Source organism: Citrobacter sp. 172116965, assembly GCF_013458095.1.
Classification (GTDB): Bacteria; Pseudomonadota; Gammaproteobacteria; order Enterobacterales; family Enterobacteriaceae; genus Citrobacter; species Citrobacter braakii.
In genome coordinates this window covers 4,900,027-4,923,720 of the sequence record NZ_CP046673.1, presented here as the reverse complement: position 1 = coordinate 4,923,720, position 23,694 = coordinate 4,900,027, and the positions used below count along the sequence as shown (strand labels likewise).

Sequence of the window (23,694 nt, the reverse complement as noted above, 5' to 3'; positions counted from 1 at the left end):
TACGGTTGGGCTTCAGACCCCGTGATCGGTTAAGTAAGCTGGGAAACGCTGATTTTAGTACTTATAGATTACGGTGTTTACCGTTCGTTGGTATCCCCGAGGTATCCCCGGAAAATATAAAAAACATGGAAAAACCTCACGCCCCTCTATTTGTAAGGGTTGCGAGGCGTTATGCGATTCTAAAAATTGAAATTGTTAATTGATATTTGTCAGTTAAAGAGACCACTGACTTAAGAAAATTCCAACGACAAACAGCAAGTTAGTTAATAGCGCCGCTTTTACGGTGCGTTCCAGCATCGGACGCATTGCCGCAGGATCCATTTCGCGCATCACGTAACGCGCCTGTTTGAAAAGCAGCGGAGCGGCAAGGATAAACAGCCATCCCCACAGACTTTGTAGCGAAAACAGGTTAAACAGCGCCAGGCAGACCAGCGTACCCATCAGCAGGCAGGCATGGTAGCGGCGGGCATTGACGGCACCTAAACGTACTACCAGTGTGTTCTTGCCGTTCTCTCTGTCGCTGTTGATATCGCGCAGGTTGTTGACGTTGAGCACGGCAGTTGCCAGCAGGCCACAGGCGGTGGCAGGCAGAATCAGCGCCGGAATCAGCGTATGCGCCTGCAGATACCAGCTTCCCATCACGCTCAGCCAGCCAAAGAATACCAGCACGGAAATATCGCCCAGACCGATATATCCGTAAGGGCGATTACCCACGGTGTAGGTGATCGCCGCGATAATCGACAGGCCACCAAGTACCAGGAAACCGACAAAATCCGCCAGCGTGTGACAGGCCACAGCAACCAGGGCCAGACCCGACAGACAGATCAACACCACGGTAACGATCAGCGCACGCTTCATCTGCTGTTGGGTGATAACCCCTTTTTGCATACCGCGCAGTGGTCCAATGCGGTCGGGCTTGTCGCTGCCTTTGACGGCATCGCCATAGTCGTTAGCGAGGTTGGACAGAATTTGCAGCAGTCCTGCCGTAATCAATGCCAACAGAGCAACCAGCGGATCGAAGTATCCTTGCCACCATGCTAATGCCGTACCGACGATGATCGCCGCGAAGGCGAGCGGTAAGGTCTTAGGTCGTAAACTTTCCAGCCAGGCTTGTGAGCGGCTAATTTTTTGTTGTTCAGTCATATTTAGCGCCAATAAAAATGGGGCTTTATCAGCCCCATCAACAGTGATGAAAATGCATTGAACGCGATTATAGGATAAAACGGCTCAGATCTTCATCTGCGACCAGCGCATCCAGATGTTTGCTCACATATTCGGCATCAATTGTGATGCTTTGGCCGTTTAAATCGCTCGCATCATAGGAAATATCTTCCATCAGACGCTCGAGAACGGTATGCAGACGACGTGCACCGATGTTTTCGGTGGTTTCATTGACCTGCCAGGCCGCTTCGGCAATGCGTTTAATGCCCGATTCGGTGAAGTTGATGTCCACACCTTCGGTCGCCATCAGCGCTTTGTACTGGACGGTGATGGAGGCATTCGGTTCGGTAAGGATACGCTCAAAATCGCTGGTGGTCAGCGCCTGCAGCTCGACCCGAATCGGCAGACGACCCTGCAGTTCCGGGATCAGGTCAGATGGTTTCGCTACCTGGAATGCGCCAGAGGCGATAAACAGAATGTGGTCTGTTTTCACCATACCGTGTTTAGTGGAGACCGTGCAGCCTTCAACCAGCGGCAGCAGGTCGCGCTGTACGCCTTCACGGGACACGTCCGGGCCGGAGGATTCGCCGCGCTTACAGATTTTGTCGATTTCGTCGATAAACACGATTCCGTGTTGCTCAACGGCGTCGATAGCTTCCTGTTTCAGCTCTTCCGGATTCACCAGTTTGGCCGCTTCTTCTTCAATCAGCAGCTTCATCGCGTCTTTGATTTTCAGCTTACGCGGTTTTTGCTTCTGACCGCCCAGGTTCTGGAACATGGACTGTAGCTGGCTGGTCATCTCTTCCATTCCCGGAGGTGCCATGATTTCAACGCCCATCGGTGCGGCCGCGAGATCGATTTCGATCTCTTTATCATCCAACTGGCCTTCACGCAGTTTTTTACGGAACGCCTGACGCGCTGCAGAAGGTTCCTGCGGCTGCTCTGACTGTCCCCAGTTATTTTTAGCTGGTGGGATCAGCACGTCGAGAATGCGCTCTTCCGCCATCTCTTCGGCACGGAAGCGGTTTTTCTCGATGGCCTGAACGCGGACCATTTTGATGGCAGCATCGGTCAGATCGCGGATGATAGAGTCAACTTCTTTACCAACATAGCCGACTTCGGTGAATTTCGTTGCTTCAACTTTGATGAACGGCGCGTTGGCCAGTTTTGCCAGACGACGGGCGATTTCGGTTTTACCGACGCCGGTTGGGCCAATCATTAGAATGTTTTTCGGCGTAACTTCATGGCGCAGCTCTTCGTTGAGCTGCATGCGGCGCCAGCGGTTACGCAGGGCAATCGCCACGGAACGCTTAGCGTTATCCTGGCCGATGATGTGTTTGTTCAGTTCGCTGACAATTTCGCGTGGGGTCATTTCAGACATGGGGGATCCTTACGCTTTGGAGTTCAATTCTTCGATGGTATGGAAGTGGTTGGTATAAATGCAGATATCCCCTGCAATATCCAACGCTTTCTCAGCAATCTCGCGTGCGCCAAGCTCGGTGTTTTCCAGCAGAGCGCGTGCAGCAGCCTGGGCGTAGGGACCGCCGGAGCCGATGGCAATCAGATCGTTTTCTGGCTGGATGACGTCGCCGTTACCGGTGATGATGAGTGATGCAGTTTCATCCGCAACGGCCAGCAGCGCTTCGAGTTTGCGCAGCATACGGTCGGTACGCCAGTCTTTTGCCAGTTCAACGGCAGCTTTCACCAGGTGACCCTGGTGCATTTCCAGCTTGCGTTCAAACAGTTCAAACAGCGTGAATGCATCCGCAGTACCGCCCGCAAAGCCCGCGATGACTTTGTCGTTGTACAGACGGCGGACTTTCTTCACGTTGCCTTTCATTACGGTGTTACCCAGTGTGGCCTGACCATCACCGGCGATTACCACATGGCCGTTACGGCGTACGCTTACTATTGTTGTCACGAGCAGACCCCTTGGTTACAAATGCAAAACACAGGCCCCGCGCAGTATGCGGGGCGTAATGCAAGTATAGATGGGGGGGATTTTGGGGGTTTCAACCCCCAGTGGCGAGTCGAATGCAGTTTGTGTGACCAGCAACTTTCAGGCGGCTGATGGTGTTGTCGGCATTCTCTTTGCCTTTGACCGGACCAATGACCACGCGATTCCAGCCGTTATTGGTGGTAATACGTGAGTTGAAGCCTTCAAAGGCCAACTGCGCGCGCACGGTTTCTGCCTGCTCAGCGCCTTTAAATGAGCCGCACTGTACCATCCAGCGGCGTTCATCTTTTTTCTCCGCCGTCTGTTTTGGCGGCTGCGTTTCATTTGTTATCGGCGCGGCCGGCTGCGTTTTCGGCTGAGCGGCGGTGGTATGCGCAGGTGTTTGCAGTAGATCCTGATACGGCTGTTGGGCCGCAGGTTTTGGCTGCGCCTTCGGCTGCTGTACCGGTGCGGTTTGCGCAGTACGCGTTTGCTGCTGCTGGTACGGCTGTTCCGTTACCCGTTGGCGCGGCTGTTGAGCCTGCTGTTGGGTGTTATTCCACTGCTGCTGTTGCACCTGACGCTGACGCTGCAGCGTTTGCTGGCGTTGTTCCGCAGTTTGTTCGTTCCATGGTACTTCGTTGAGCTGCGTTGGCTGTTGGCGCATATCGGCCTGCATTTGCGCCAACAACTGGCGCTGCTCATTGGTAAGCTGATCGGCGTTCAGTACCTCGCCGCCTGCAGACGGTTCGGTAGGCGCACGTACGCCAGGCTGACGGCTTTCCAGCTCTTTGATGTATCGCCAGCGCTCTTCCGGTTTTGGCGGGATGCCATTACCGGTGACTTTCTGGTTTTGCAGCGTTTCGGACTCTTCTTTCTTGTGATGCGTAATGAAGTACAGACCACCGATAAAGGTCACGAGTACGGCTGCAGCAATAGCAACCATAGCGGGCGATACCGCAGGCGTATTGCGTTGTTTTTTCCGTGATGTGCTCTTCTTGCGCCGCGAAGGTGCCGGTTGGCCGCGACGTACATAATCTCGTTGTGCCACTATCGTTTCGCTGTATTTATTCGTTCGTCAGCCCGCCATGTTACTTAAGCGGCGGGCCTTTGACCAGACAGGGGAGTCCGAAAGCACTTTACTTTACGTCAGTGCCCGGGTAGTGCCCCGAATAATAAGCTCGCAGTCCAGTAAACGTGAGCCACTGCTGACGTTCTGACCTTGTAATTGATCGAGCAGTAACAGCATAGCTTCACGTCCGATATCGAAACGCGGCTGTGCGACGGTTGTCAGGGGTGGATCACAAAATTCCGTGAGCGAAATATTATCAAAGCCAATGATGGATAAATCGTCAGGTACCTTCAGACCCTGACGTTTGGCGTAAGAGAGTGCCCCCAGCGCCATGACATCGCTGTGGCAAAAGACCGCAGTAGGTGGCTGTGGAAGCTCAAGGAGTTGCTTAAGCGCATTGGCTCCCGCTTCATAGGTAAAGTCACCACGCGCGATGAAATGCGGATCGACCGTAATTCCACTGCGACGCAATGCCTGAACGTAACCTTGCAGACGGTAATGGCACAGCGGCATATCCTCTGGTCCGGCGATACAGCCAATGCGTTTATGCCCCAGTTCCAGCAGATAGTTCATCGCGTTGAAGGCGGCGGTGAGATTATCAATGTGCACGGTGGGGAGTTCCAGCTCTGGCGCGAACTCGTTGGACATGACCATCGGCGGCAAGTTGCGCTGCTCTTCCACGCTGGCATCAAACGGCAGTCGCGAACTGAGCAGCACCATGCCATCGATCTGCTTGGTGATAATGAGGTTGAGGAAGGTCTTTTCCTGCTGATTCTGGTGGGCGCAGTCGCCGATAAGCACCAGATATCCCTGCTCAGCGGCGGTCACTTCTATGCCGCGAATCACTTCGCTAAAAAACGGATCGCAGATATCCGGCACAATCACCAGAATGGTACGTGATTCATTACGCTTAACGTTGCGTCCCATTGATTGGGGTAAATATCCCACTTCCAGCGCAGCCTGTTCAACCTTGTTACGGGTTGACTGCGAGACTTTGTCCGGGTTCATTAATGCGCGGGATACGGTTGCCGTTGAGACTTTCGCCTTCAGAGCAACATCTTTCATCGTAGCGGCGGCAACCTGCTTATTCGGTTTCACTCTTTCTCCTCGCCAGAGAGCTGCTGGCACAGACTCGTCCTTGAATAGCCTTCATCTGAAACATTTTTATCAGATAGTTAATGGAAGCGGTTACAGAATTTTCATAAAAAGTGTGATGGATCTTTAATTTTACGATCCGCCTCGCATCGTGAGGGATTATCCCTCGATGGGATCGACATCCAGCACCCATTTAACCTTACGTGCATCGGGTAACGTATTGATCAGCGCCAGCGTGCCGCTGACGATATGCTGCAGGCGAATTCGCGACGGATGTTGCAACAAAATTTGCCAGCGATAGCGACCGCCGCGCTTGGGGGCCAGAGCGGGAACCGGGCCGAGCACCCACAGTTTGTCATCGGCAAGCGGACTGGCCTGGATCAGATTTCGCAACTGTTGTAAGAACATAGGCGCATGCTGGTTGTTATGATCTTCTGCCCGCACGATCACATGGCTGGTCCACGGTGGAAGCTGGAGCGTTTGTCGCTCGGCTAGCGCCTGCTCGGCAAACGCGTCATAACCTTTGTACAGCAAAGTTTGCAGCAGCGGATGCTCAGGATGGTGCGTTTGTAGCACCACTTCGCCCTGTTTCCCGGCGCGTCCTGCTCGCCCGGAGACCTGCGTGTAAAGCTGGGCGAAGCGTTCTGCTGACCGGAAATCTGCAGAGAACAGCGCGCCGTCAACGTCCAGAAGCGCCACCAGGGTGACGTCCGGGAAGTGGTGGCCTTTGGCCAGCATTTGCGTGCCGATCAGAATTCGTGCGCCACCGCGATGTACTTCCGCCAGATGCTGCTCCAGCGATCCTTTACGGCTGGTGGTGTCGCGATCGATGCGTGAGATTGGCACGCCGGGGAAAAAAGGGGCCAGAGCCTGCTCAAGCTGTTCGGTGCCGAGTCCAACCGGAACCATATGCGTTGAGCCGCAGGAAGGGCACTGACGTGGTATTGGGCGCTGGCTGTCGCAGTGGTGGCAGCGTAAATGGTGCTGTGCCTGATGCAGCGTGTAGTAGTGATCGCAGCGCGGACATTCGGCAATCCAGCCGCAGTCATGGCACAGCAGCGCAGGAGCAAAGCCCCGGCGGTTCAAAAACAGAATCACCTGGTTATCCGCCTGCAGGTGCTGACGCATACGGGTGATAAGCGCAGGGGCAAGTCCGGCCTGCACCTGCTGACCTTTGAGATCCAGCACGTGCTGAGTGGCGGGGCGCGCATTTCCGGCACGGCGCGTCAGGCGCAGCATGCGATATTTTTTCTGTCGCACGTTGCACAGCGTTTCCAGAGCCGGAGTGGCTGAGCCGAGAATAATCGGGATCTGCTCGCTGTGGGCGCGATAAACCGCGAGATCGCGCGCATGATAGCGCCAACCTTCCTGCTGTTTATAAGAGCTGTCGTGCTCTTCGTCGATGACAATCACGCCGAGATTTTTAAATGGTGTAAACAGCGACGAGCGCGTGCCGATAACAATCGCCGCTTCGCCATTTTTTGCTTTCAACCAGGCCGAAAGACGTTCGCTGTCGTTCAAACCGGAGTGCAGGACTTCGACTGGCGCATTGAAGCGTTCGCGAAAACGGGCAATAGTTTGCGGCGTCAGGCCAATCTCCGGCACCATTACCAGCGCCTGCTTGCCCTGGGCTAGGACATTTTCCAGTACGCTTAGATAGACCTCTGTTTTGCCTGAGCCCGTCACGCCCGCTAATAGCCAGGCGCTAAAACTGTCCGCGGCGCTGTGAATTGCTCCGACGGCGGTGGCTTGCTCGGTGTTCAGTCGAAGACGCTCACCGGAAACCGCGTAGTGGGTACGCCAGTCGCTAAAACCAGGCGTTTCACTCGCCAGATCGCACAGCCCTTTTTTCCGCAGCGCCTGTAATGCGGCGTCATTAAATTCGAGCTCAGCCACCTGGTCGCGCCAGATTTTTCCCTGGCGTAGCGCAGCCAGCGCCTGCTGTTGCTTGGGAGAGCGCTTGAGGCTGTTGAGATCAATAACCTGACCTTCTTCAGTGGCAAACCAGTACCATATGGGCGCGTTTGTCGCCGGGCGTCCCTGGCGCAGCAGGATCGGCAGGGCATGAAACAGTACGTCGCCGATAGGGTGATGGTAATAGTCAGCCGCCCACAACAGCAGACGCCAGACGGAGGTCGAATAAACCGGCTCGCTGTCCAGCACTTCGAGAACGGCTTTCAATTCGCTCAGCGGCAGTTCGCTGTGCTCGCTGACGGATAGAACGATGCCCACGCGCTCCTGTTGCTTGCCAAAGGGCACGCGTACACGACACCCAGCTTTGGCGCTCATGCCTTCTGGCAGAAGGTAGTCAAAGGTGCGAGGTAGCGGAACGGGTAAGGCAACGTGCGCAACGGGCATTGAATCATCCTGACTTGAAATCTGGCGGGTTAGTATACACATTAGTGAAGGGTAGAATGCGGATCAGTTTGCATGAGCAGGTTAATTTCTGTATGATTCGCCGCCTTTGATGCAAATTGATTGCGTCAAACAATGACCATTACCCGAGAGTTTCAGGCTGTTGATGCAGCGTGAAAGGTGACGGGGAATAATTAACATCGCGTGGTGTCTGGCGTTAGGGCTGGAAGAGCGACGCGGCCTTAAACCGAGGTTTTCCCATGAAAAAAGATATTCACCCGAAATACGAAGAAATTACTGCAAACTGCTCTTGCGGTAACGTCATGAAAATCCGCTCTACCGTCGGTCACGATCTGAACCTGGACGTGTGCGGTCAGTGCCACCCGTTCTATACTGGCAAGCAGCGTGATGTTGCTACCGGTGGCCGTGTTGATCGCTTCAACAAGCGTTTCAGCATCCCAGGCAGCAAGTAAGTTTCAGCTGTCACAAAAAAGCGCCTTATGGCGCTTTTTTTGTATCTGCGCCTGCAGACTGAAATTCGTATTGATGTATTGAATAATGTCTTTTATTTAATAAATAAAACAGCGTTTTTATTTTTACGATAAAATGTTTCAACTGGTGATCTGCGTCCTTTTTATCTTCTTGTTTTTGCCACTTATGCCAATCTTTGGCAAAATACCAAAGGTTTCTTCCTTCTTTCTAAAATACACTTTCGTGGAAATATAAAATTATTCTTATTCCTTCATCGTTTCTTCATTTATGGACGGAGCGAGATGGGCAATTTCCTAGATTTAGTGTGAAGAGGGATGGTCATGAAATTTAAATCCGCGTTATTACTGATTTCATTATTCTCTGCGGCCGCGCAAGCGGGTTATGTTGATTATCGACATGAATATTATGATGATGGTCGTAATTACGACCGTGTTTATATGTCGCATCGTTTTGCTACGGGGTTTGGTGTCGCAGTCGAGGCCATTTCACGTTCCGAAAATACGCAATCTAATGATGCGTGGAATAATATGGAAAGTAATGGCAACGAGTATACGGCGAGCTACCAGTTCACCTGGAAGGACCTTGTCTGGCAGCCGGGTATTGCGATCGAAACGGGCGATAACATCGCGATTTATAAGCCTTATATCCGCGTGCAGTATAACATCAATGACCATTGGTGGACCGCGTTCCGCTATCGTCAGGAGTACATGCGCAGAAACACTGACGGCAAGGATGACCGCATGGTCTATCGTCCGGAAGCATGGCTCGGTTATAACATCAATGACTGGATGTTTGAGCTGAACGGTATTTATAAAATTGCCGATAGCGAAGATTTATATAACAACCGAAAAGACGATTACGAATATAACTTCCGTGTGGCGTATAAAATAGGCTCATGGGTTCCATTTGTTGAGGTAGGTAACGTTTCCTCGGGGTATAACACCACAACCACAGACGATCGTCAGACCCGCTATCGCGTTGGTCTCGGTTATAACTTCTGACCGTTAATACACTTCGTATCGAATTATTACGCTGAGCATCGGTATACGCATAGTTTGCGTGAATAATGTGTCTAAGGAGTTAACATCATGTCTAATGATGGAACAATGATCGGAAGCAATCAAAATATTGCCGTCAGGCCTTTCGGATTAAGAGATAAATTCGGTTATTTATGTGGTGACCTCGGAACCTGTTTTATTCTTGGACTGGTAAATAGTTTTTTAATGATTTATTACACCAACGTACTCGGTATTTCCGGTGTTATTGTTGGTTCACTCTATTTTGTGACCAAACTCTTTGATGCGTTTGTCGACGTTGGCGTAGGGCGCTTATGTGATACCTCTAAACTGACGGTACATGGGCGATTTAACCCCTGGGTGCGCCGCATGAAGTACCCGTTTTGCATCATTGCGGTCGTTCTGTTCCTGCCGTTTGTGCATGATTTTTCTTATACGGCGAAAATTATCTACATCTGCTGTTCCTATTTTATTTACGGTTCGCTGTTATCGACAGTGAGTATTCCGTATGGCGCCATGTCTGCGGCGATTAGCTCGAATCCGGAAGATCGCGTATCGCTGTCAACCTGGCGCAGCGTAGGGTCCGCCATCGGTGGCGGGACAACCGGCTTTTTTATTCCGATCCTGATGTACACCACTCTGGTGGACGGAAGCCAGGTGATCTCTGGGCAGCATTTCTTCTGGATTGCCATTGGTTGTTCTGTGCTGGGGTTTATCTTTTTAACGTTGACCTGTCAGTTAACGACGGAACGCGTGCGGGTGGAAAGAAAAGAGAGCATGCCGGTTTCTGTGCTGCTAAAGGGGCTGATACGCAATAAAGCGCTAATTGTTTTAGTGGTTGTGGATCTGCTGATTGTGATTAATCAGGGGTTGTCTGGTACCAACATGACTTACCTGTTTAATGACTATTTCCATAACAAAGAGGCCATGTCCGTTGCATTGCTCTTCACCTTTGGCTCTCTGGTTTTGCTGGCACCCTCAGCATCCTGGCTCACGAAGCGCTTTGGTAAGAAAGAAGCCAGCGTAGGCGCGCTGCTCTTTGCGGTAGCCATGTATGTGATTATGTACTTCACCCACATTACCGACGCGAAGGTTTATTTGGTTTTCCTGTTCCTGGCGACGCTGGGGGCTGGGTTATTCAACCTGATGATTTGGGCGTTTATGACCGATGTGTGTGATTATCACCAGTATGTCACCGGCGATCGTGAAGATGGGACCGTCTATGGCGTGAACTTCTTCGCCCGCAAGGTTGGCCAGGCGTGCGCTGGGGCTATTGGCGGCTTTATGCTGGCCATCATTGGTTATCAATCTTCGTCAACGGGCGGCGCTGTGCAAACCAGCATTGTGCAGGAAAACATCTATACGATGGCAAATCTGTTACCGGCTTTATGCCTGTTTTTGGCAGCGGTCATTCTGATTTATTTCTATCCATTGAACCGTAAAGAGACGCTCAAAATGGAAGAAACATTGAATAAGATTAATGGTATCAGTAAGTAACGTAGTGAGAAGCGGCGGGAGTAATCCCGCCTTTTCTCATCTGTCTTGAAAAATCAGTATTCCCACGTTTCCGGGTTGATACCCAGTTCACGCATAATTACCTTTGCTTCTTCCGGGATTTCATCGCTGCGCTCTTTACGCAGGTCGTCATCGTTGGGTAATGGTTGCCCGGTAAAAGCATGCAGAAACGCTTCACACAGCAGTTCGCTGTTGGTGGCGTGACGCAGGTTGTTAACCTGACGACGCGTGCGTTCATCGGTAAGGATTTTTAACACCTTCAGAGGAATGGAAACCGTAATTTTTTTGACTTGCTCACTCTTCTTACCGTGCTCAGCGTATGGGCTGATATATTCGCCGCTCCATTCAGCCATGAGATACCTAATCCTCTTTGTCATTAATATTGAGGCCAGAACCTGAGCCCGGACCATAATTGCGCGTAGTTTATCGTAGTGGCGTGGCCCTGACACGAAGTAAGCCGACGCAGATGTACGCTAATGCATATAATTTTAACGGCTATTTCCGGTTTGCTCAATCTATACGCAAAGAAGTTTAGATGTCCAGATGTATTGACGGCTATCCTAACTATGATTACTCTGGTGTCTGACTTTTCACCGACTCAGCCAGGATCTCCTCAATATGACGCGTAAACAGGCCACCATCGCAGTGCGTAGCGGGTTAAATGACGACGAACAGTACGGTTGCGTTGTCCCGCCGATCCACCTCTCCAGCACCTATAACTTTACCGGTTTTAATGAGCCTCGCGCCCATGACTATTCGCGTCGCGGTAACCCAACGCGTGATGTCGTTCAGCGTGCGCTGGCGGAACTGGAAGGTGGGGCGGGGGCAGTACTGACCAATACCGGCATGTCGGCGATTCATCTGGTGACTACGGTATTCCTCAAGCCTGGCGATCTGCTGGTCGCACCGCACGACTGCTACGGCGGGAGCTATCGTCTGTTTGACAGCCTGGCAAAGCGTGGCTGTTATCGCGTACTGTTTGTCGATCAAGGAGATGAGCAGGCGTTGCAGGCGGCACTGGCGGAAAAACCGAAGCTGGTGCTGGTAGAAAGCCCAAGCAACCCGCTGTTGCGCGTGGTGGATATCGCGAAAATCTGCCAGCTGGCGCGCGAGGCTGGTGCGGTCAGCGTGGTGGACAACACTTTTTTAAGCCCGGCACTGCAAAATCCACTGGCATTAGGCGCCGATCTGGTGTTGCATTCATGCACGAAATATTTAAACGGTCACTCCGACGTAGTGGCTGGTGTGGTGATAGCAAAAGATCCGGAAACGGTCACTGAACTGGCATGGTGGGCGAATAATATTGGTGTGACCGGCGGCGCGTTTGATAGTTATCTGCTGTTGCGCGGCCTGCGTACTCTGTCACCTCGTATGGAGGTGGCGCAACGTAATGCTCAGGCGATTGTGGATTATCTGCAAACTCAGCCGCTGGTGAAAAAATTGTATCACCCGTCATTGCCGGATAATCAGGGCCATGAGATTGCCGCGCGTCAGCAAAAAGGGTTTGGCGCGATGTTGAGTTTTGAGCTGGATGGCGATGAGCAAACGCTGCGTCGCTTCCTCGGCGGGTTGTCATTGTTTACGCTGGCGGAATCGTTAGGGGGCGTTGAAAGTCTGATCTCCCATGCCGCAACCATGACACACGCGGGAATGGCGCCAGAAGCGCGTGCTGCTGCCGGAATTTCGGAAACGCTGTTGCGTATCTCCACCGGTATTGAAGATGGCGAAGATTTAATTGCCGACCTGGAAAATGGCTTCCGGGCTGCAAACAAGGGGTAAACATGAGTGTGATTGCGCAGGCAGGGACGAAGGGTCGTCAACTGCACAAATTTGGTGGTAGTAGTCTGGCTGATGTGAAATGTTATCTGCGTGTCGCAGGCATTATGGCGGAGTACTCGCAGCCTGATGACATGATGGTTGTTTCAGCCGCAGGCAGTACCACTAACCAGTTGATTAGCTGGCTAAAATTAAGCCAGACCGATCGTCTGTCTGCGCATCAGGTTCAACAGGCGTTACGTCGCTATCAGAGTGAGCTTATCAGCGGTTTGTTACCTCCTGATGTGGCGGATGGGCTGATCGGCGCGTTTATTCACGATCTGGAGCGCCTGGCCGGATTACTCGACAGCGGCGTGAATGATGCCGTCTATGCTGAAGTCGTCGGGCATGGCGAGGTGTGGTCGGCGCGTTTGATGTCTGCCGTCCTTAACCAACAGGGGCTGGAGTCAGCCTGGCTGGATGCGCGCGATTTTTTACGTGCCGAGCGCGGCGCTCAGCCGCAGGTGGATGAAGGTCTTTCTTACCCATTGCTGCAACAACTGCTGGCGCAGCATCCGGGCAAACGCCTGGTCGTTACCGGTTTCATTAGCCGCAGCAACGCCGGTGAGACGGTACTGCTGGGGCGTAACGGCTCCGACTACTCGGCGACGCAGGTTGGCGCGTTGGCGGGGGTTTCCCGCGTAACCATCTGGAGCGATGTGGCCGGGGTTTACAGCGCGGATCCGCGTAAAGTAAAAGATGCCTGTCTGCTGCCGCTGCTGCGTCTGGATGAAGCCAGCGAGCTGGCGCGTCTGGCGGCTCCGGTTCTCCATGCCCGCACCCTCCAGCCGGTTTCCGGCAGCGATATCGATCTCCAGTTGCGTTGTAGCTATACGCCGGAGCAGGGATCGACGCGTATTGAACGCGTGCTGGCTTCCGGTACCGGGGCACGTATTGTGACCAGCCATGACGACGTTTGCCTGATTGAGTTTCAGGTTCCCACTGGCCAGGACTTTAAACTGGCCTATAAAGAGATTGATCAGATTTTAAAACGCACCCAGGTGCGTCCGCTGGCAGTGGGTGTGCATCCTGACCGCCAGTTGCTGCAATTTTGCTATACCTCCGAAGTCGCTGATGGCGCACTGAAAATTCTGGATGAAGCTGGCCTGCCGGGCGAACTGCGTCTGCGCCAGGGGCTGGCGCTGGTGGCGATGGTTGGGGCGGGCGTCACCCGTAACCCGCTGCACTGCCATCGCTTTTGGCAACAGCTGAAAGGTCAGCCGGTCGAATTCACCTGGCAGTCGGAAGAGGGCATTAGCCTGGTCGCCGTCTTGCGTACCGGGCCAACGGAGAGCCTGATTCAGGGTCTGCACCAGTCAATCTTCCGCGCGGAAAAACGCATTGGTCTGGTGCTGTTCGGCAAAGGTAACATTGGGTCGCGCTGGCTGGAGCTGTTTGCCCGCGAGCAGAGCACGCTCTCGGCGCGTACCGGATTAGAGTTCGTGCTGGCAGGAGTGGTTGATAGTCGCCGTAGTCTGCTGAATTACGAAGGGCTGGATGCCAGCCGCGCGTTGGCCTTCTTCGATGACGAGGCGGTAGAACAGGATGAAGAGTCATTGTTCCTGTGGATGCGTGCCCACCCGTATGATGATTTAGTGGTGCTGGACGTCACTGCCAGCGAGCAGTTGGCGGAGCAGTATCTGGATTTCGCCAGTCATGGCTTCCACGTTATCAGCGCCAACAAGCTGGCGGGGGCGAGCAGCAGTAATAATTACCGCCAGATTCATGACGCCTTTGAAAAAACCGGTCGCCACTGGCTGTATAACGCCACCGTCGGCGCAGGCTTGCCGATCAACCATACCGTGCGCGATCTGATTGATAGCGGAGATACTATTCTGTCGATCAGTGGGATCTTCTCCGGCACGTTGTCGTGGTTGTTCCTGCAATTTGATGGCACGGTCCCGTTCACCGATCTGGTGGATCAGGCGTGGCAGCAGGGTCTGACTGAACCTGATCCGCGCGTGGATCTTTCCGGCAAAGATGTGATGCGCAAGCTGGTGATTCTGGCGCGTGAAGCGGGTTACGACATCGAACCGGACCAGGTACGCGTAGAATCTCTGGTGCCTGCGCACTGTGAAGCAGGTTCTATTGACCATTTCTTTGAAAATGGCGATGAGCTGAACGAGCAGATGGTGCAACGCCTGGAAGCGGCACGTGAAATGGGACTGGTGCTACGCTATGTGGCGCGTTTTGACGCTAACGGTAAGGCACGCGTTGGCGTTGAAGCGGTACGCCCTGAGCACCCGCTGGCGGCACTACTGCCGTGCGATAACGTGTTCGCCATTGAAAGCCGTTGGTATCGTGATAACCCGCTGGTCATTCGCGGACCGGGGGCGGGCCGCGATGTGACCGCCGGGGCGATTCAGTCAGACATCAACCGTTTGGCGCAACTGCTGTAGTTTTTGTTGCCGGATAACATGTGTAAACATCGCCCTCAATGAGGGCGTTGTATTTATCTGCCAGCGATCTTATCGCCTGAAACACCGAATGGGCAGAGTAACGGGTACTTTGCTCAAATTCCGTCTGTTGCCGCAACCAGGCGAGAAAACGATGGCTTGCCGCCAGGGTTATTGACGCGCTTTCTTCAACCCGCCCCTGCGTTAACAAACACACCATTTTACGCATATCGCCTCGTTGCCAGATTTGCCACTGATTTCGCCACCATCCCTGATACGTTTTACCCAGCAATTGCCAGGGCAGCGTGCGCTTATCGCTATTCATTTCTTCATCAATAAACCACAGCGAGGCGCGATGATGGCGAAACTGTTCCGCCCATGCGGTTATCGCTGCGCCGCGCAGGAAGCATTCGTGGGCAATAATATGGGTTTTTACCTCTGGCCACAGATGGCTCAGCAGGCGGAAATGCCCATGGGCAGTAATGACCGGGCGTAAAATCGCGCCGCTGGCGTTCCGTTTGAGTATGGCGCTGCCGTACTGGATTTCATCAAACTGGCTGCGGCGTAAAAACTGGGTTTCCCGCTGACTCACTCGCTCAATGATATCGTCGTGAATGACTGTTGGCTCAGCAGTGCCACGCCAGCGGTAAAGCAATGATATGCCGGCAGTGTGCGGCGTGAAGTTGCTGGAAATATGCAGAACATTGCCGCGAATAGCGTCAAAAGAGAGTAATACATAGAGTTGCTGGCCTGCACTAACGCCCTGAAAAGGGACGAGCAAGGGAATCGTCGCTATTTGTTCTGGCAAAACGATGCCGGTGGGAGGCGCCTGCTTTGGTGTCCACACTTTTTTGCAGTTTCGGCACTGGACGCGCTGGCTGCCCTGGGGATTATGCCCATAGCGGATGATTTCTCGTTGGTAGCAACATGGGCAAAACTGACCACGATTAGCGGCGAAATCCGCTAAATATGCCGACAACCAGCAACGGAACTGTTCCTCATCAAACAGCGGTGGAAGGCTGCCGCATGCCCGACAATGCAGTGCGGCATAACCCAGCCGATATTCTGGCCAGCTGTAATCAGCTGAACTCGCCAGCCCCAGATTTTTGCAGCCAAAGGATTTGCAGCAATTGATAGTGAACAGTGACGTCATCCTGTTACCAACGATTTTTAATGGTCGTTGATTTTGGCCTGCAACTATCACCGATGGATGTGAGTTTTCTCACATAAAAAAACCTTTCAGAACGTAACGTAGCGAATCTTTATATGACTGAAAGGGATTGGTTATGAAGCTAAAAATGCTTGCTGTCGGTGTTCTGGTATCTTTACCGCTCTGGGCGAGTGCCAAAGATGTCACGATTATTTATACCAACGATCTCCATGCCCATGTCGAACCTTATAAAGTGCCATGGATTGCCAATGGCACACGAGATATTGGCGGTTGGGCCAATATCTCGGCGATGGTGAAGCAGGAGAAAGCGAAAAATAGCGCCACCTGGTTTTTGGATGCTGGCGATTATTTCACCGGGCCATATATCAGCAGCCTGACCAAGGGGAAGGCGATTATCGATATCATGAACACCATGAATTTTGACGCTGTCACCATGGGTAATCATGAATTCGATCACGGTTGGGACAATACGCTGCTGCAACTGAGCCAGGCAAAGTTTCCGATCGTGCAGGGCAACATCTTTTACCAAAACAGCAGCAAAATGTTCTGGGATAAGCCTTACACCATTATTGAAAAAGATGGCGTAAAGATAGGCGTGATTGGCCTGCACGGCGTGTTTGCTTTTGATGATACGGTTTCCGCTGCGACACGTGTCGGGATCGAGGCGCGGGATGAAGTGAAGTGGTTGCAACGCTATATCGATGAGCTGAAAGGCAAAGTCGATCTCACCGTGGCGCTGATCCATGAAGGCACGCCAGCGCGTCAGTCCAGTCTGGGGGGCACCGATGTACGCCGTGCGCTGGATAAAGACATCCAGACCGCAGGCCAGGTGCAGGGGTTGGACATCCTGATCACCGGTCATGCGCATGTGGGCACGCCGGAGCCGATTAAAGTAGGTAACACCCTGATTCTGTCTACCGACAGCGGCGGCATTGATGTGGGTAAACTGGTGCTGGATTACCAGCAAAAACCGCATCAATTTACCGTGAAGAACTTCGAGCTGAAAACCATTTTTGCTGATGAGTGGCAGCCAGACCCGCAGACGAAACAGGTCATTGATGGCTGGAATAAAAAGCTCGATAAAGTGGTGCAGCAGACGGTTGCCAACGCGCCGGTTGAGCTGACGCGTGCTTACGGTGAATCTTCTTCGCTGGGAAATCTGGCGGCAGATGCGTTGCTGGTTGCGGCGGGTAAAGATACCAAGTTAGCGCTCACTAACTCGGGCGGCATCCGGAATGAAATCCCTGCTGGAGTCATCACCATGGGCGCAGTCATTAGCACCTTCCCGTTCCCGAATGAGCTGGCAACCATGGATCTCACCGGGAAGCAGTTACGTAGCCTGATGGAGCACGGCGCGGGTTTAAGCAACGGTGTATTGCAGGTGTCCAAAGGACTGGAGATGAAGTATGACAGCAGTAAACCGGTTGGTCAGCGGGTTAGCGTATTGACGTTAAACGGCAAACCCATTGAGGATGCCACGGTTTATCACATTGCCACCAATAGCTTCCTGGCGGACGGCGGTGATGGTTTCACGACATTTACTGAAGGTAAAGCGCGTAACACATCCGGCGGTTACTATGTCTCTAATGCGGTCGTTGATTATTTCAAAGCGGGAAATACGCTGACGGATGAACAACTCAAAGGCATGCGTGTGGAAGATGTGAAACCGTAGTGAGGTCAGGCCAGCAGATATTCCGCTGGCCTTTGTTTTAACCTCTGTGGGAGGCAAACACCTCTTTTGCGGCGAACAGGCCGTTTAGTGCTGCCGGGAATCCCGCATAAACAGCCATCTGCATCATCACTTCAATAATCTCTTCCTGCGTCAAGCCAACGTGCAGCGCGGCGGCGATGTGTACCTTAAGCTGCGGTGCGGCGTTACCCATGGCGGTGAGCGCGGCGACGGTGGCAATTTCTCTACTGCGTAAATCCAGCCCCGGCCTTGAATAGATGTCGCCAAAAGGAAATTCAATCAGGTATTGGGCGAAGTCTGGCGCAATATCCTGCAGACTTTCGACTACCGCATCTCCGCCTTTTCCATCAACCTGTTGCAGCATTCTCTGACCGGTTAAATAGCGTTCTGAATCCATGATAATCACCTCGTGAGTTCGTGTACGGCATGAGGATAGAGCGTGCGGAATGATTGGGGTAATACCGTTTCCGTGATACCTTTTCGGTATGACAACATCGCCTTTGCACTCTCTGGATATCCGCCTTCTACGCTATTTTTCCGTGGTGGCGGAAGAGAACAACATGAGTCGAGCGGCGCAGCGTTTATTTATGTCGCAGCCGCCGCTGAGTCGCCACATTCGCCAGCTTGAAGATCGCCTGGGGGTGACGCTTTTTGTCCGTCATACCCGTGGACTTACGCTGACGGAGGACGGCCAGCGCGTCCTTGAAATCGTGCGCCCGCTATTGGCGTTACAGGATAAAACCTGGACGGCGTTGAGTCAGATAGCGAAGACGGGAGAACAAACTCTGCGCTTAGGGCTAAGTACGGCGTTTGAGCAGGGCGTTTTTGCGGCGTTTGAGTCGCAGCTTGCTACGCGTGTACAGAAGCTACATATTGTCCGTCATGGTTCGCCTGAACTGGCGCGTCAGGTGCGTCGGGGAAAACTGGATGCAGCGCTGGTGGCGCTACCGCTTGAGAATTCGGGTCTTAGCGTCACGCCGCTCGGCTGGCAAGAATCGATGATTGCCGCCTTACCCGCGCTCTGGCCAGAGGCGGCTCTGCCTTCGCTCTCGTTAACGTCGCTGAACCACCGACCGCTGTTCTGGTTCAAACGTGAACGTAACCCTGCTTTTTTTGATTACACTCGACACATTTTTCGTCGTGCCGGTTACTCTCCTGCCCTTATTGAGGAGCCGATGGAACATGACGTGCTGCTGGCACGGATCGCGCAGGGTGACGGTCTGAGCCTGGTTCCGGCCTCCTTTTCCGCTATCCAGCGTCAGGGCGTGATCTTCCTTCCGCTTACTGATACAGAATTGCGGCTTAGCATGGGGTTAGCGACGTTGCCTGAGAACGTAACAAAAGTAGAGTGGCTACAGACGGTCGTGACGCAATCCCTCACCATTTCAAGCTGATGTGAATTTTTTTCACGTTGGCTGAGTATTCCTCACCTTTAACGATGATTTTTGTGTTGACGCCAGCATGCTTTTCCGTCATTTTTACATCTAGACGTCTAAACGTATAGCAGTTCACAACACAACATATAACGACAAAAGATTGATGAGGTAAGGTATGAGCTTTTTTCACGCCAACCAGCGGGAAGCCCTGAATCAGAGCCTGGCAGAAGTGCAGGGTCAGATTAACGTTTCGTTTGAGTTTTTCCCGCCGCGCACCAGTGAAATGGAGCAAACCCTGTGGAACTCCATCGATCGCCTGAGCAGCCTGAAGCCGAAGTTTGTTTCAGTTACTTACGGTGCAAACTCTGGTGAGCGCGACCGTACGCACAGCATTATTAAAGGCATTAAGGATCGCACAGGTCTTGAAGCGGTCCCGCACCTGACATGCATTGATGCGACCCGTGATGAGCTGCGTACCATTGCTCAGGACTACTGGCATAACGGTATTCGTCATATTGTTGCCCTGCGCGGTGATCTGCCGCCGGGAAGCGGTAAACCGGATATGTATGCTTCCGACCTGGTGACTCTGCTGAAAGACGTTGCAGACTTCGATATCTCCGTTGCGGCTTACCCGGAAGTGCACCCGGAAGCGAAAAGCGCTCAGGCTGATTTACTGAATCTGAAGCGTAAGGTTGATGCCGGTGCAAACCGCGCGATTACCCAGTTTTTCTTCGATGTAGAAAGCTATCTGCGCTTTCGCGATCGCTGCGTGTCTGCGGGAATCGATGTGGAAATTATTCCGGGCATCCTGCCGGTATCTAACTTTAAGCAGGCGAAAAAATTTGCTGACATGACCAACGTCCGCATTCCTGCGTGGATGTCGACCATGTTTGATGGTCTTGATGATGACGCGGAAACCCGCAAGCTGGTGGGCGCAAATATCGCCATGGATATGGTGAAAATTCTCAGTCGCGAAGGGGTGAAGGATTTTCACTTCTATACCCTCAACCGTGCCGAGATGAGCTACGCTATTTGTCACACACTGGGTGTAAGACCTAACTAAACAGATGCCCCAGCCCTCTACGGAGGGCTTTTTGTTGATCATTTTGATCTACATCTCTGTAACTTAAAATATAAAAGGAATTAGCTATCGAATCTGTGGGTTATTTCGACTATATCTTATCTCTGGTGGTGTATATCGTAGTCAGAACACTGTAAAGGGAGCATATAGATGAGCATGTCCGACGATAGCCAAAACGCATCAACTGCCGGTAAGTGTCCTTTTCATCAAGGCGGTCACGATCAGAGCGCGGGAGCAGGAACGAATAACCGCGACTGGTGGCCAAATCAACTCCGCGTTGATCTTTTAAACCAACATTCCAACCGTTCGAACCCGCTGGGTGAGGACTTCGACTACCGCAAAGAGTTTAGTAAACTCGACTATTCTGCCCTGAAAGGGGATCTCAGAGCCCTTCTGTCCGAATCTCAACCGTGGTGGCCCGCTGACTGGGGAACCTATGCCGGATTGTTTATCCGCATGGCATGGCACGGCGCGGGAACCTATCGCTCTATCGATGGACGCGGTGGAGCGGGTCGCGGACAGCAGCGTTTTGCACCACTGAACTCCTGGCCGGACAACGTCAGCCTTGATAAAGCGCGTCGTCTGCTGTGGCCAATCAAGCAGAAATATGGTCAGAAAATTTCCTGGGCCGACCTGTTTATCCTCGCGGGTAACGTGGCGCTGGAAAACTCAGGTTTCCGTACCTTTGGCTTTGGTGCCGGTCGTGAAGATGTCTGGGAACCGGATCTCGACGTAAACTGGGGTGATGAAAAAGCCTGGCTGACTCACCGTCACCCGGAAGAGCTGGCAAAAGCGCCGCTGGGCGCCACCGAAATGGGCCTTATTTATGTGAACCCGGAAGGGCCGGACCATAGCGGCGAACCGCTTTCTGCGGCAGCGGCTATTCGCGCGACCTTCGGTAACATGGGGATGAACGACGAAGAAACCGTGGCGCTGATTGGCGGCGGTCATACGTTGGGCAAAACCCACGGCGCAGCAGCGGCATCGCACGTTGGCGCCGATCCAGAATCCGCACCGATTGAAGCGCAGGGCCTGGGCTGGGCCAGCAGCTACGGTAGTGGCGCGGGCGCGGATGCAATTACTTCTGGTCTGGAAGTGGTGTGGACGCAGACGCCTACCCAATGGAGCAACTATTTCTTCGAGAACCTGTTCAAATATGAGTGGGTGCAGACTCGCAGTCCGGCAGGCGCGATTCAGTTTGAAGCGGTTGACGCGCCAGAAATTATTCCCGATCCGTTTGATCCGTCGAAAAAACGCAAGCCGACGATGCTGGTTACCGACCTGACGCTGCGTTTCGATCCTGAGTTTGAAAAGATCTCTCGCCGTTTCCTGAACGATCCGCAAGCATTCAACGAAGCGTTTGCCCGTGCGTGGTTTAAACTGACGCACCGCGATATGGGGCCAAAATCGCGTTACATTGGCCCGGAAGTGCCAAAAGAAGATCTGATCTGGCAAGATCCGCTGCCGCATGCGTTCTTCAACCCAAGCGAAGAAGATATCCTGAAGCTGAAGGCGACCATCGCTGCTTCCGGACTGTCCGTGGGCGAACTGGTATCGGTAGCGTGGGCTTCGGCATCGACTTTCCGTGGCGGGGATAAACGTGGCGGCGCTAACGGTGCGCGTCTGGCGCTGGACCCACAACGTGGCTGGGATGTGAATGCCACTGCGGCACGCGTTCTGCCTGTGCTGGAAGGTATTTATAAGTCTGCCCATACTGCCTCGTTGGCCGATATTATCGTGCTGGCCGGTGTTGTCGGTATCGAGCAGGCGGCTAGCGCTGCGGGTGTCAGCATCAAGGTACCTTTTGCGCCGGGTCGTGTGGATGCGCGTCAGGATCAAACGGATATTGAGATGTTTGAACTGCTTGAGCCGATTGCCGATGGTTTCCGTAACTACCGCGCTCGTCCTGACGTGTCGACCACCGAGTCGCTGCTGATCGACAAAGCGCAGCAGTTGACGCTAACCGCACCGGAAATGACCGTGCTGGTGGGCGGTATGCGCGTACTGGGCACCAACTTTGATGGTAGCCAGCACGGCGTCTTTACCGATCGCCCTGGCGTACTCAGCACTGACTTCTTCGTCAATTTGCTGGATATGCGTCATGAGTGGAAGGCGGTTGATGAGTCACAAGAGCTGTTTGAAGGTCGTGACCGTTCGAGCGGCGAAGTAAAATACACCGCAACACGCGCCGATCTGGTGTTTGGTTCTAACTCTGTACTGCGCGCAGTGGCTGAAGTTTATGCCTGCAGCGATGCTCACGAGAAGTTCGTGAGAGATTTCGTTGCCGCATGGGTGAAAGTGATGAACCTGGATCGTTTCGATCTGCTGTAACAGACCATGCCGGATATCGCTTGTGCGGGTCCGGCATAGTATGAACAAAAAAATCCCCGCAATTGCGGGGATTTTTATTGGTCGGTTATTCCCACTCTTGCAGGTAACGTTGACCGTACTGGTCAGCCACCAGCAGGGCGGCATACACCTGGTCCGGCGTTGCGCCGCCAGGCATGTTGTGGATGGTTTCGCCTTCGGCACAGGCAGCTTCAGCCACAATGCGCATTTTCGCCGGAATATCCTGTTTGATGTCCAGTTGCGCCAAGGTAATCGGCAGGCCAACGGAATGACACAGCGCCGCAACGGTTTCAATTTCATCGACCGGCGCGTTTTCCAGTACCAGTTGCGTCAGCGTGCCGAAAGCCACTTTCTCGCCGTGGTAATAGTGATGCGCATCCGGGATTGCCGTCAGACCGTTATGGATGGCGTGCGCCGCCGCCAGACCGCCGCTTTCAAAACCGACGCCGCTCAGATAGGTGTTGGCTTCAATAACGCGCTCCAGCGCAGGCGTTACCACGTGCTGCTCGGCAGCCAGCATCGCTTTTTCACCTTCTTCTATCAGCGTATTAAAGCACAGCTCAGCCAGCGCCAGCGCCGCCTGAGTGCACTGACCGCCCGCCATGGTGGTTGCGCCGCTGCGTGAACAGGCGCGCGCTTCGAACCAGGTCGCCAACGCATCGCCGATGCCCGCGGCTAACAGACGCGCCGGTGCGCCCGCGACAATTTTGGTATCAACAATCACCCTGTCCGGGTTATTGGGCAGCAGCAAATAGCGATCGAATTCACCGGCATCGGTGTAAATAACGGACAGCGCGCTGCACGGTGCATCGGTAGAGGCGATGGTTGGCGCAATGGCGACAGGCACGCCCATAAAGTGCGCCAGCGCTTTGGCGGTATCCAGCGTTTTACCGCCGCCAATACCAAGTACTGCGCCACATTGCGCTTTTTCTGCCACGCCGCGCAGACGGTCGATTTCGTTTTGTGAACACTCGCCGCCAAACGGTGCAATCTCCAGCGCCAGTCCGGCATCCTGGAAGCTTTTTTCCAGTGCGCCCTGGGCAAAGCCTAAGACAAACTTGTCCCCAACGACCAGCCAGCGCTCTGCCAGTGGTTTGAGGTAGTTGCCAAGACGGGTAATAACATCGGCACCCTGGATGTACTTACCAGGTGATTGAATAATGCGATCCATACT

19 protein-coding genes are annotated in these 23,694 nt (G+C 53.3%); 9 read left to right on the top strand and 10 right to left on the bottom strand.

Going from position 1 to position 23,694, the window contains the following annotated elements; all coding sequences use genetic code 11:
• Positions 1-213 precede the first annotated feature (213 nt).
• From menA to priA, 6 genes are all read right to left on the bottom strand, one after another.
• Positions 214-1,143 (bottom strand): 1,4-dihydroxy-2-naphthoate polyprenyltransferase, encoded by a 930-nt coding sequence (gene menA / locus GPJ68_RS23780; RefSeq protein WP_016157915.1) that lies wholly within the window; start codon positions 1,141-1,143, stop codon positions 214-216.
• Between the two features lie 67 nt (positions 1,144-1,210).
• Entirely contained in the window at positions 1,211-2,542 is a 1,332-nt protein-coding gene (hslU, locus tag GPJ68_RS23775) for an HslU--HslV peptidase ATPase subunit (protein ID WP_003028803.1), read from the bottom strand.
• Positions 2,543-2,551: 9 nt separating this feature from the next.
• The gene (gene hslV / locus GPJ68_RS23770) at positions 2,552-3,082 is read right to left on the bottom strand and encodes an ATP-dependent protease subunit HslV (RefSeq protein WP_003028805.1); all 531 of its coding nucleotides are present in this window, start codon (positions 3,080-3,082) and stop codon (positions 2,552-2,554) included.
• A 91-nt stretch (positions 3,083-3,173) separates the two neighbouring features.
• Positions 3,174-4,148, bottom strand: coding sequence for a cell division protein FtsN (gene ftsN, locus GPJ68_RS23765; RefSeq protein ID WP_071600361.1), 975 nt, complete (start codon positions 4,146-4,148; stop codon positions 3,174-3,176).
• 93 nt (positions 4,149-4,241) lie between these two features.
• Positions 4,242-5,267: a DNA-binding transcriptional regulator CytR gene (gene cytR, locus GPJ68_RS23760; protein WP_016157916.1), complete on the bottom strand. Its 1,026-nt coding sequence runs from the start codon at positions 5,265-5,267 to the stop codon at positions 4,242-4,244.
• Positions 5,268-5,423: 156 nt separating this feature from the next.
• A complete protein-coding gene (gene priA / locus GPJ68_RS23755) occupies positions 5,424-7,622 on the bottom strand; it encodes a primosomal protein N' (protein WP_016155264.1) in 2,199 nt (732 codons plus the stop codon).
• A gap of 257 nt (positions 7,623-7,879) precedes the next feature.
• Here priA and rpmE point away from each other — a divergent pair, with 257 nt between their 5' ends.
• The 3 genes from rpmE to GPJ68_RS23740 all read left to right on the top strand — a co-directional run bounded on the left by rpmE (position 7,880) and on the right by GPJ68_RS23740 (position 10,624).
• Entirely contained in the window at positions 7,880-8,092 is a 213-nt protein-coding gene (gene rpmE, locus GPJ68_RS23750; protein WP_008787040.1) for a 50S ribosomal protein L31, read from the top strand.
• Positions 8,093-8,431: 339 nt separating this feature from the next.
• The gene (locus GPJ68_RS23745; protein ID WP_016157918.1) at positions 8,432-9,112 is read left to right on the top strand and encodes an oligogalacturonate-specific porin KdgM family protein; all 681 of its coding nucleotides are present in this window, start codon (positions 8,432-8,434) and stop codon (positions 9,110-9,112) included.
• Positions 9,113-9,199: 87 nt separating this feature from the next.
• On the top strand, positions 9,200-10,624 hold the full coding sequence (locus tag GPJ68_RS23740) for an MFS transporter (RefSeq protein ID WP_016155266.1): 1,425 nt from the start codon (positions 9,200-9,202) through the stop codon (positions 10,622-10,624).
• Positions 10,625-10,677: 53 nt separating this feature from the next.
• On the opposite strand, the gene metJ is transcribed toward GPJ68_RS23740, so the two are convergent.
• Positions 10,678-10,995 (bottom strand): met regulon transcriptional regulator MetJ, encoded by a 318-nt coding sequence (gene metJ / locus GPJ68_RS23735; RefSeq protein WP_003825168.1) that lies wholly within the window; start codon positions 10,993-10,995, stop codon positions 10,678-10,680.
• Between the two features lie 265 nt (positions 10,996-11,260).
• Between metJ and metB the strand changes: the two genes are divergently transcribed.
• Together metB and metL are read left to right on the top strand one after the other, a co-directional pair.
• On the top strand, positions 11,261-12,421 hold the full coding sequence (metB, locus tag GPJ68_RS23730) for a cystathionine gamma-synthase (RefSeq protein WP_003028818.1): 1,161 nt from the start codon (positions 11,261-11,263) through the stop codon (positions 12,419-12,421).
• A 2-nt stretch (positions 12,422-12,423) separates the two neighbouring features.
• Complete coding sequence (metL, locus tag GPJ68_RS23725; protein ID WP_019077906.1) at positions 12,424-14,856, top strand: bifunctional aspartate kinase/homoserine dehydrogenase II; 2,433 nt, start codon at positions 12,424-12,426, stop codon at positions 14,854-14,856.
• Here the strand turns inward: metL and GPJ68_RS23720 are convergent.
• A complete protein-coding gene (locus tag GPJ68_RS23720) occupies positions 14,831-16,006 on the bottom strand; it encodes a cytoplasmic protein (protein ID WP_075848792.1) in 1,176 nt (391 codons plus the stop codon). The genes metL and GPJ68_RS23720 overlap by 26 nt on opposite strands.
• 133 nt (positions 16,007-16,139) lie before the next feature.
• On the opposite strand from GPJ68_RS23720, the gene GPJ68_RS23715 reads away from it, so the two are divergent.
• Positions 16,140-17,696 carry a bifunctional UDP-sugar hydrolase/5'-nucleotidase gene (locus tag GPJ68_RS23715; protein ID WP_104651883.1) on the top strand — a complete coding sequence of 519 codons (1,557 nt, stop codon included), beginning with the start codon at positions 16,140-16,142 and terminating at the stop codon, positions 17,694-17,696.
• A gap of 37 nt (positions 17,697-17,733) precedes the next feature.
• On the opposite strand, the gene GPJ68_RS23710 is transcribed toward GPJ68_RS23715, so the two are convergent.
• The gene (locus GPJ68_RS23710; RefSeq protein WP_016157923.1) at positions 17,734-18,111 is read right to left on the bottom strand and encodes a carboxymuconolactone decarboxylase family protein; all 378 of its coding nucleotides are present in this window, start codon (positions 18,109-18,111) and stop codon (positions 17,734-17,736) included.
• Positions 18,112-18,199: 88 nt separating this feature from the next.
• Here GPJ68_RS23710 and GPJ68_RS23705 point away from each other — a divergent pair, with 88 nt between their 5' ends.
• From GPJ68_RS23705 to katG, 3 genes are all read left to right on the top strand, one after another.
• Positions 18,200-19,108, top strand: a complete 909-nt coding sequence (locus GPJ68_RS23705; protein WP_104651882.1) for a LysR family transcriptional regulator — start codon at positions 18,200-18,202, stop codon at positions 19,106-19,108.
• A gap of 157 nt (positions 19,109-19,265) precedes the next feature.
• A complete protein-coding gene (metF, locus tag GPJ68_RS23700) occupies positions 19,266-20,153 on the top strand; it encodes a methylenetetrahydrofolate reductase (RefSeq protein ID WP_016155273.1) in 888 nt (295 codons plus the stop codon).
• 168 nt (positions 20,154-20,321) lie between these two features.
• Positions 20,322-22,502, top strand: coding sequence for a catalase/peroxidase HPI (gene katG / locus GPJ68_RS23695; protein WP_016155274.1), 2,181 nt, complete (start codon positions 20,322-20,324; stop codon positions 22,500-22,502).
• Positions 22,503-22,587: 85 nt separating this feature from the next.
• Here the strand turns inward: katG and GPJ68_RS23690 are convergent, their stop codons facing one another.
• Complete coding sequence (locus tag GPJ68_RS23690; RefSeq protein WP_016155275.1) at positions 22,588-23,691, bottom strand: glycerol dehydrogenase; 1,104 nt, start codon at positions 23,689-23,691, stop codon at positions 22,588-22,590.
• Positions 23,692-23,694: the final 3 nt, after the last annotated feature.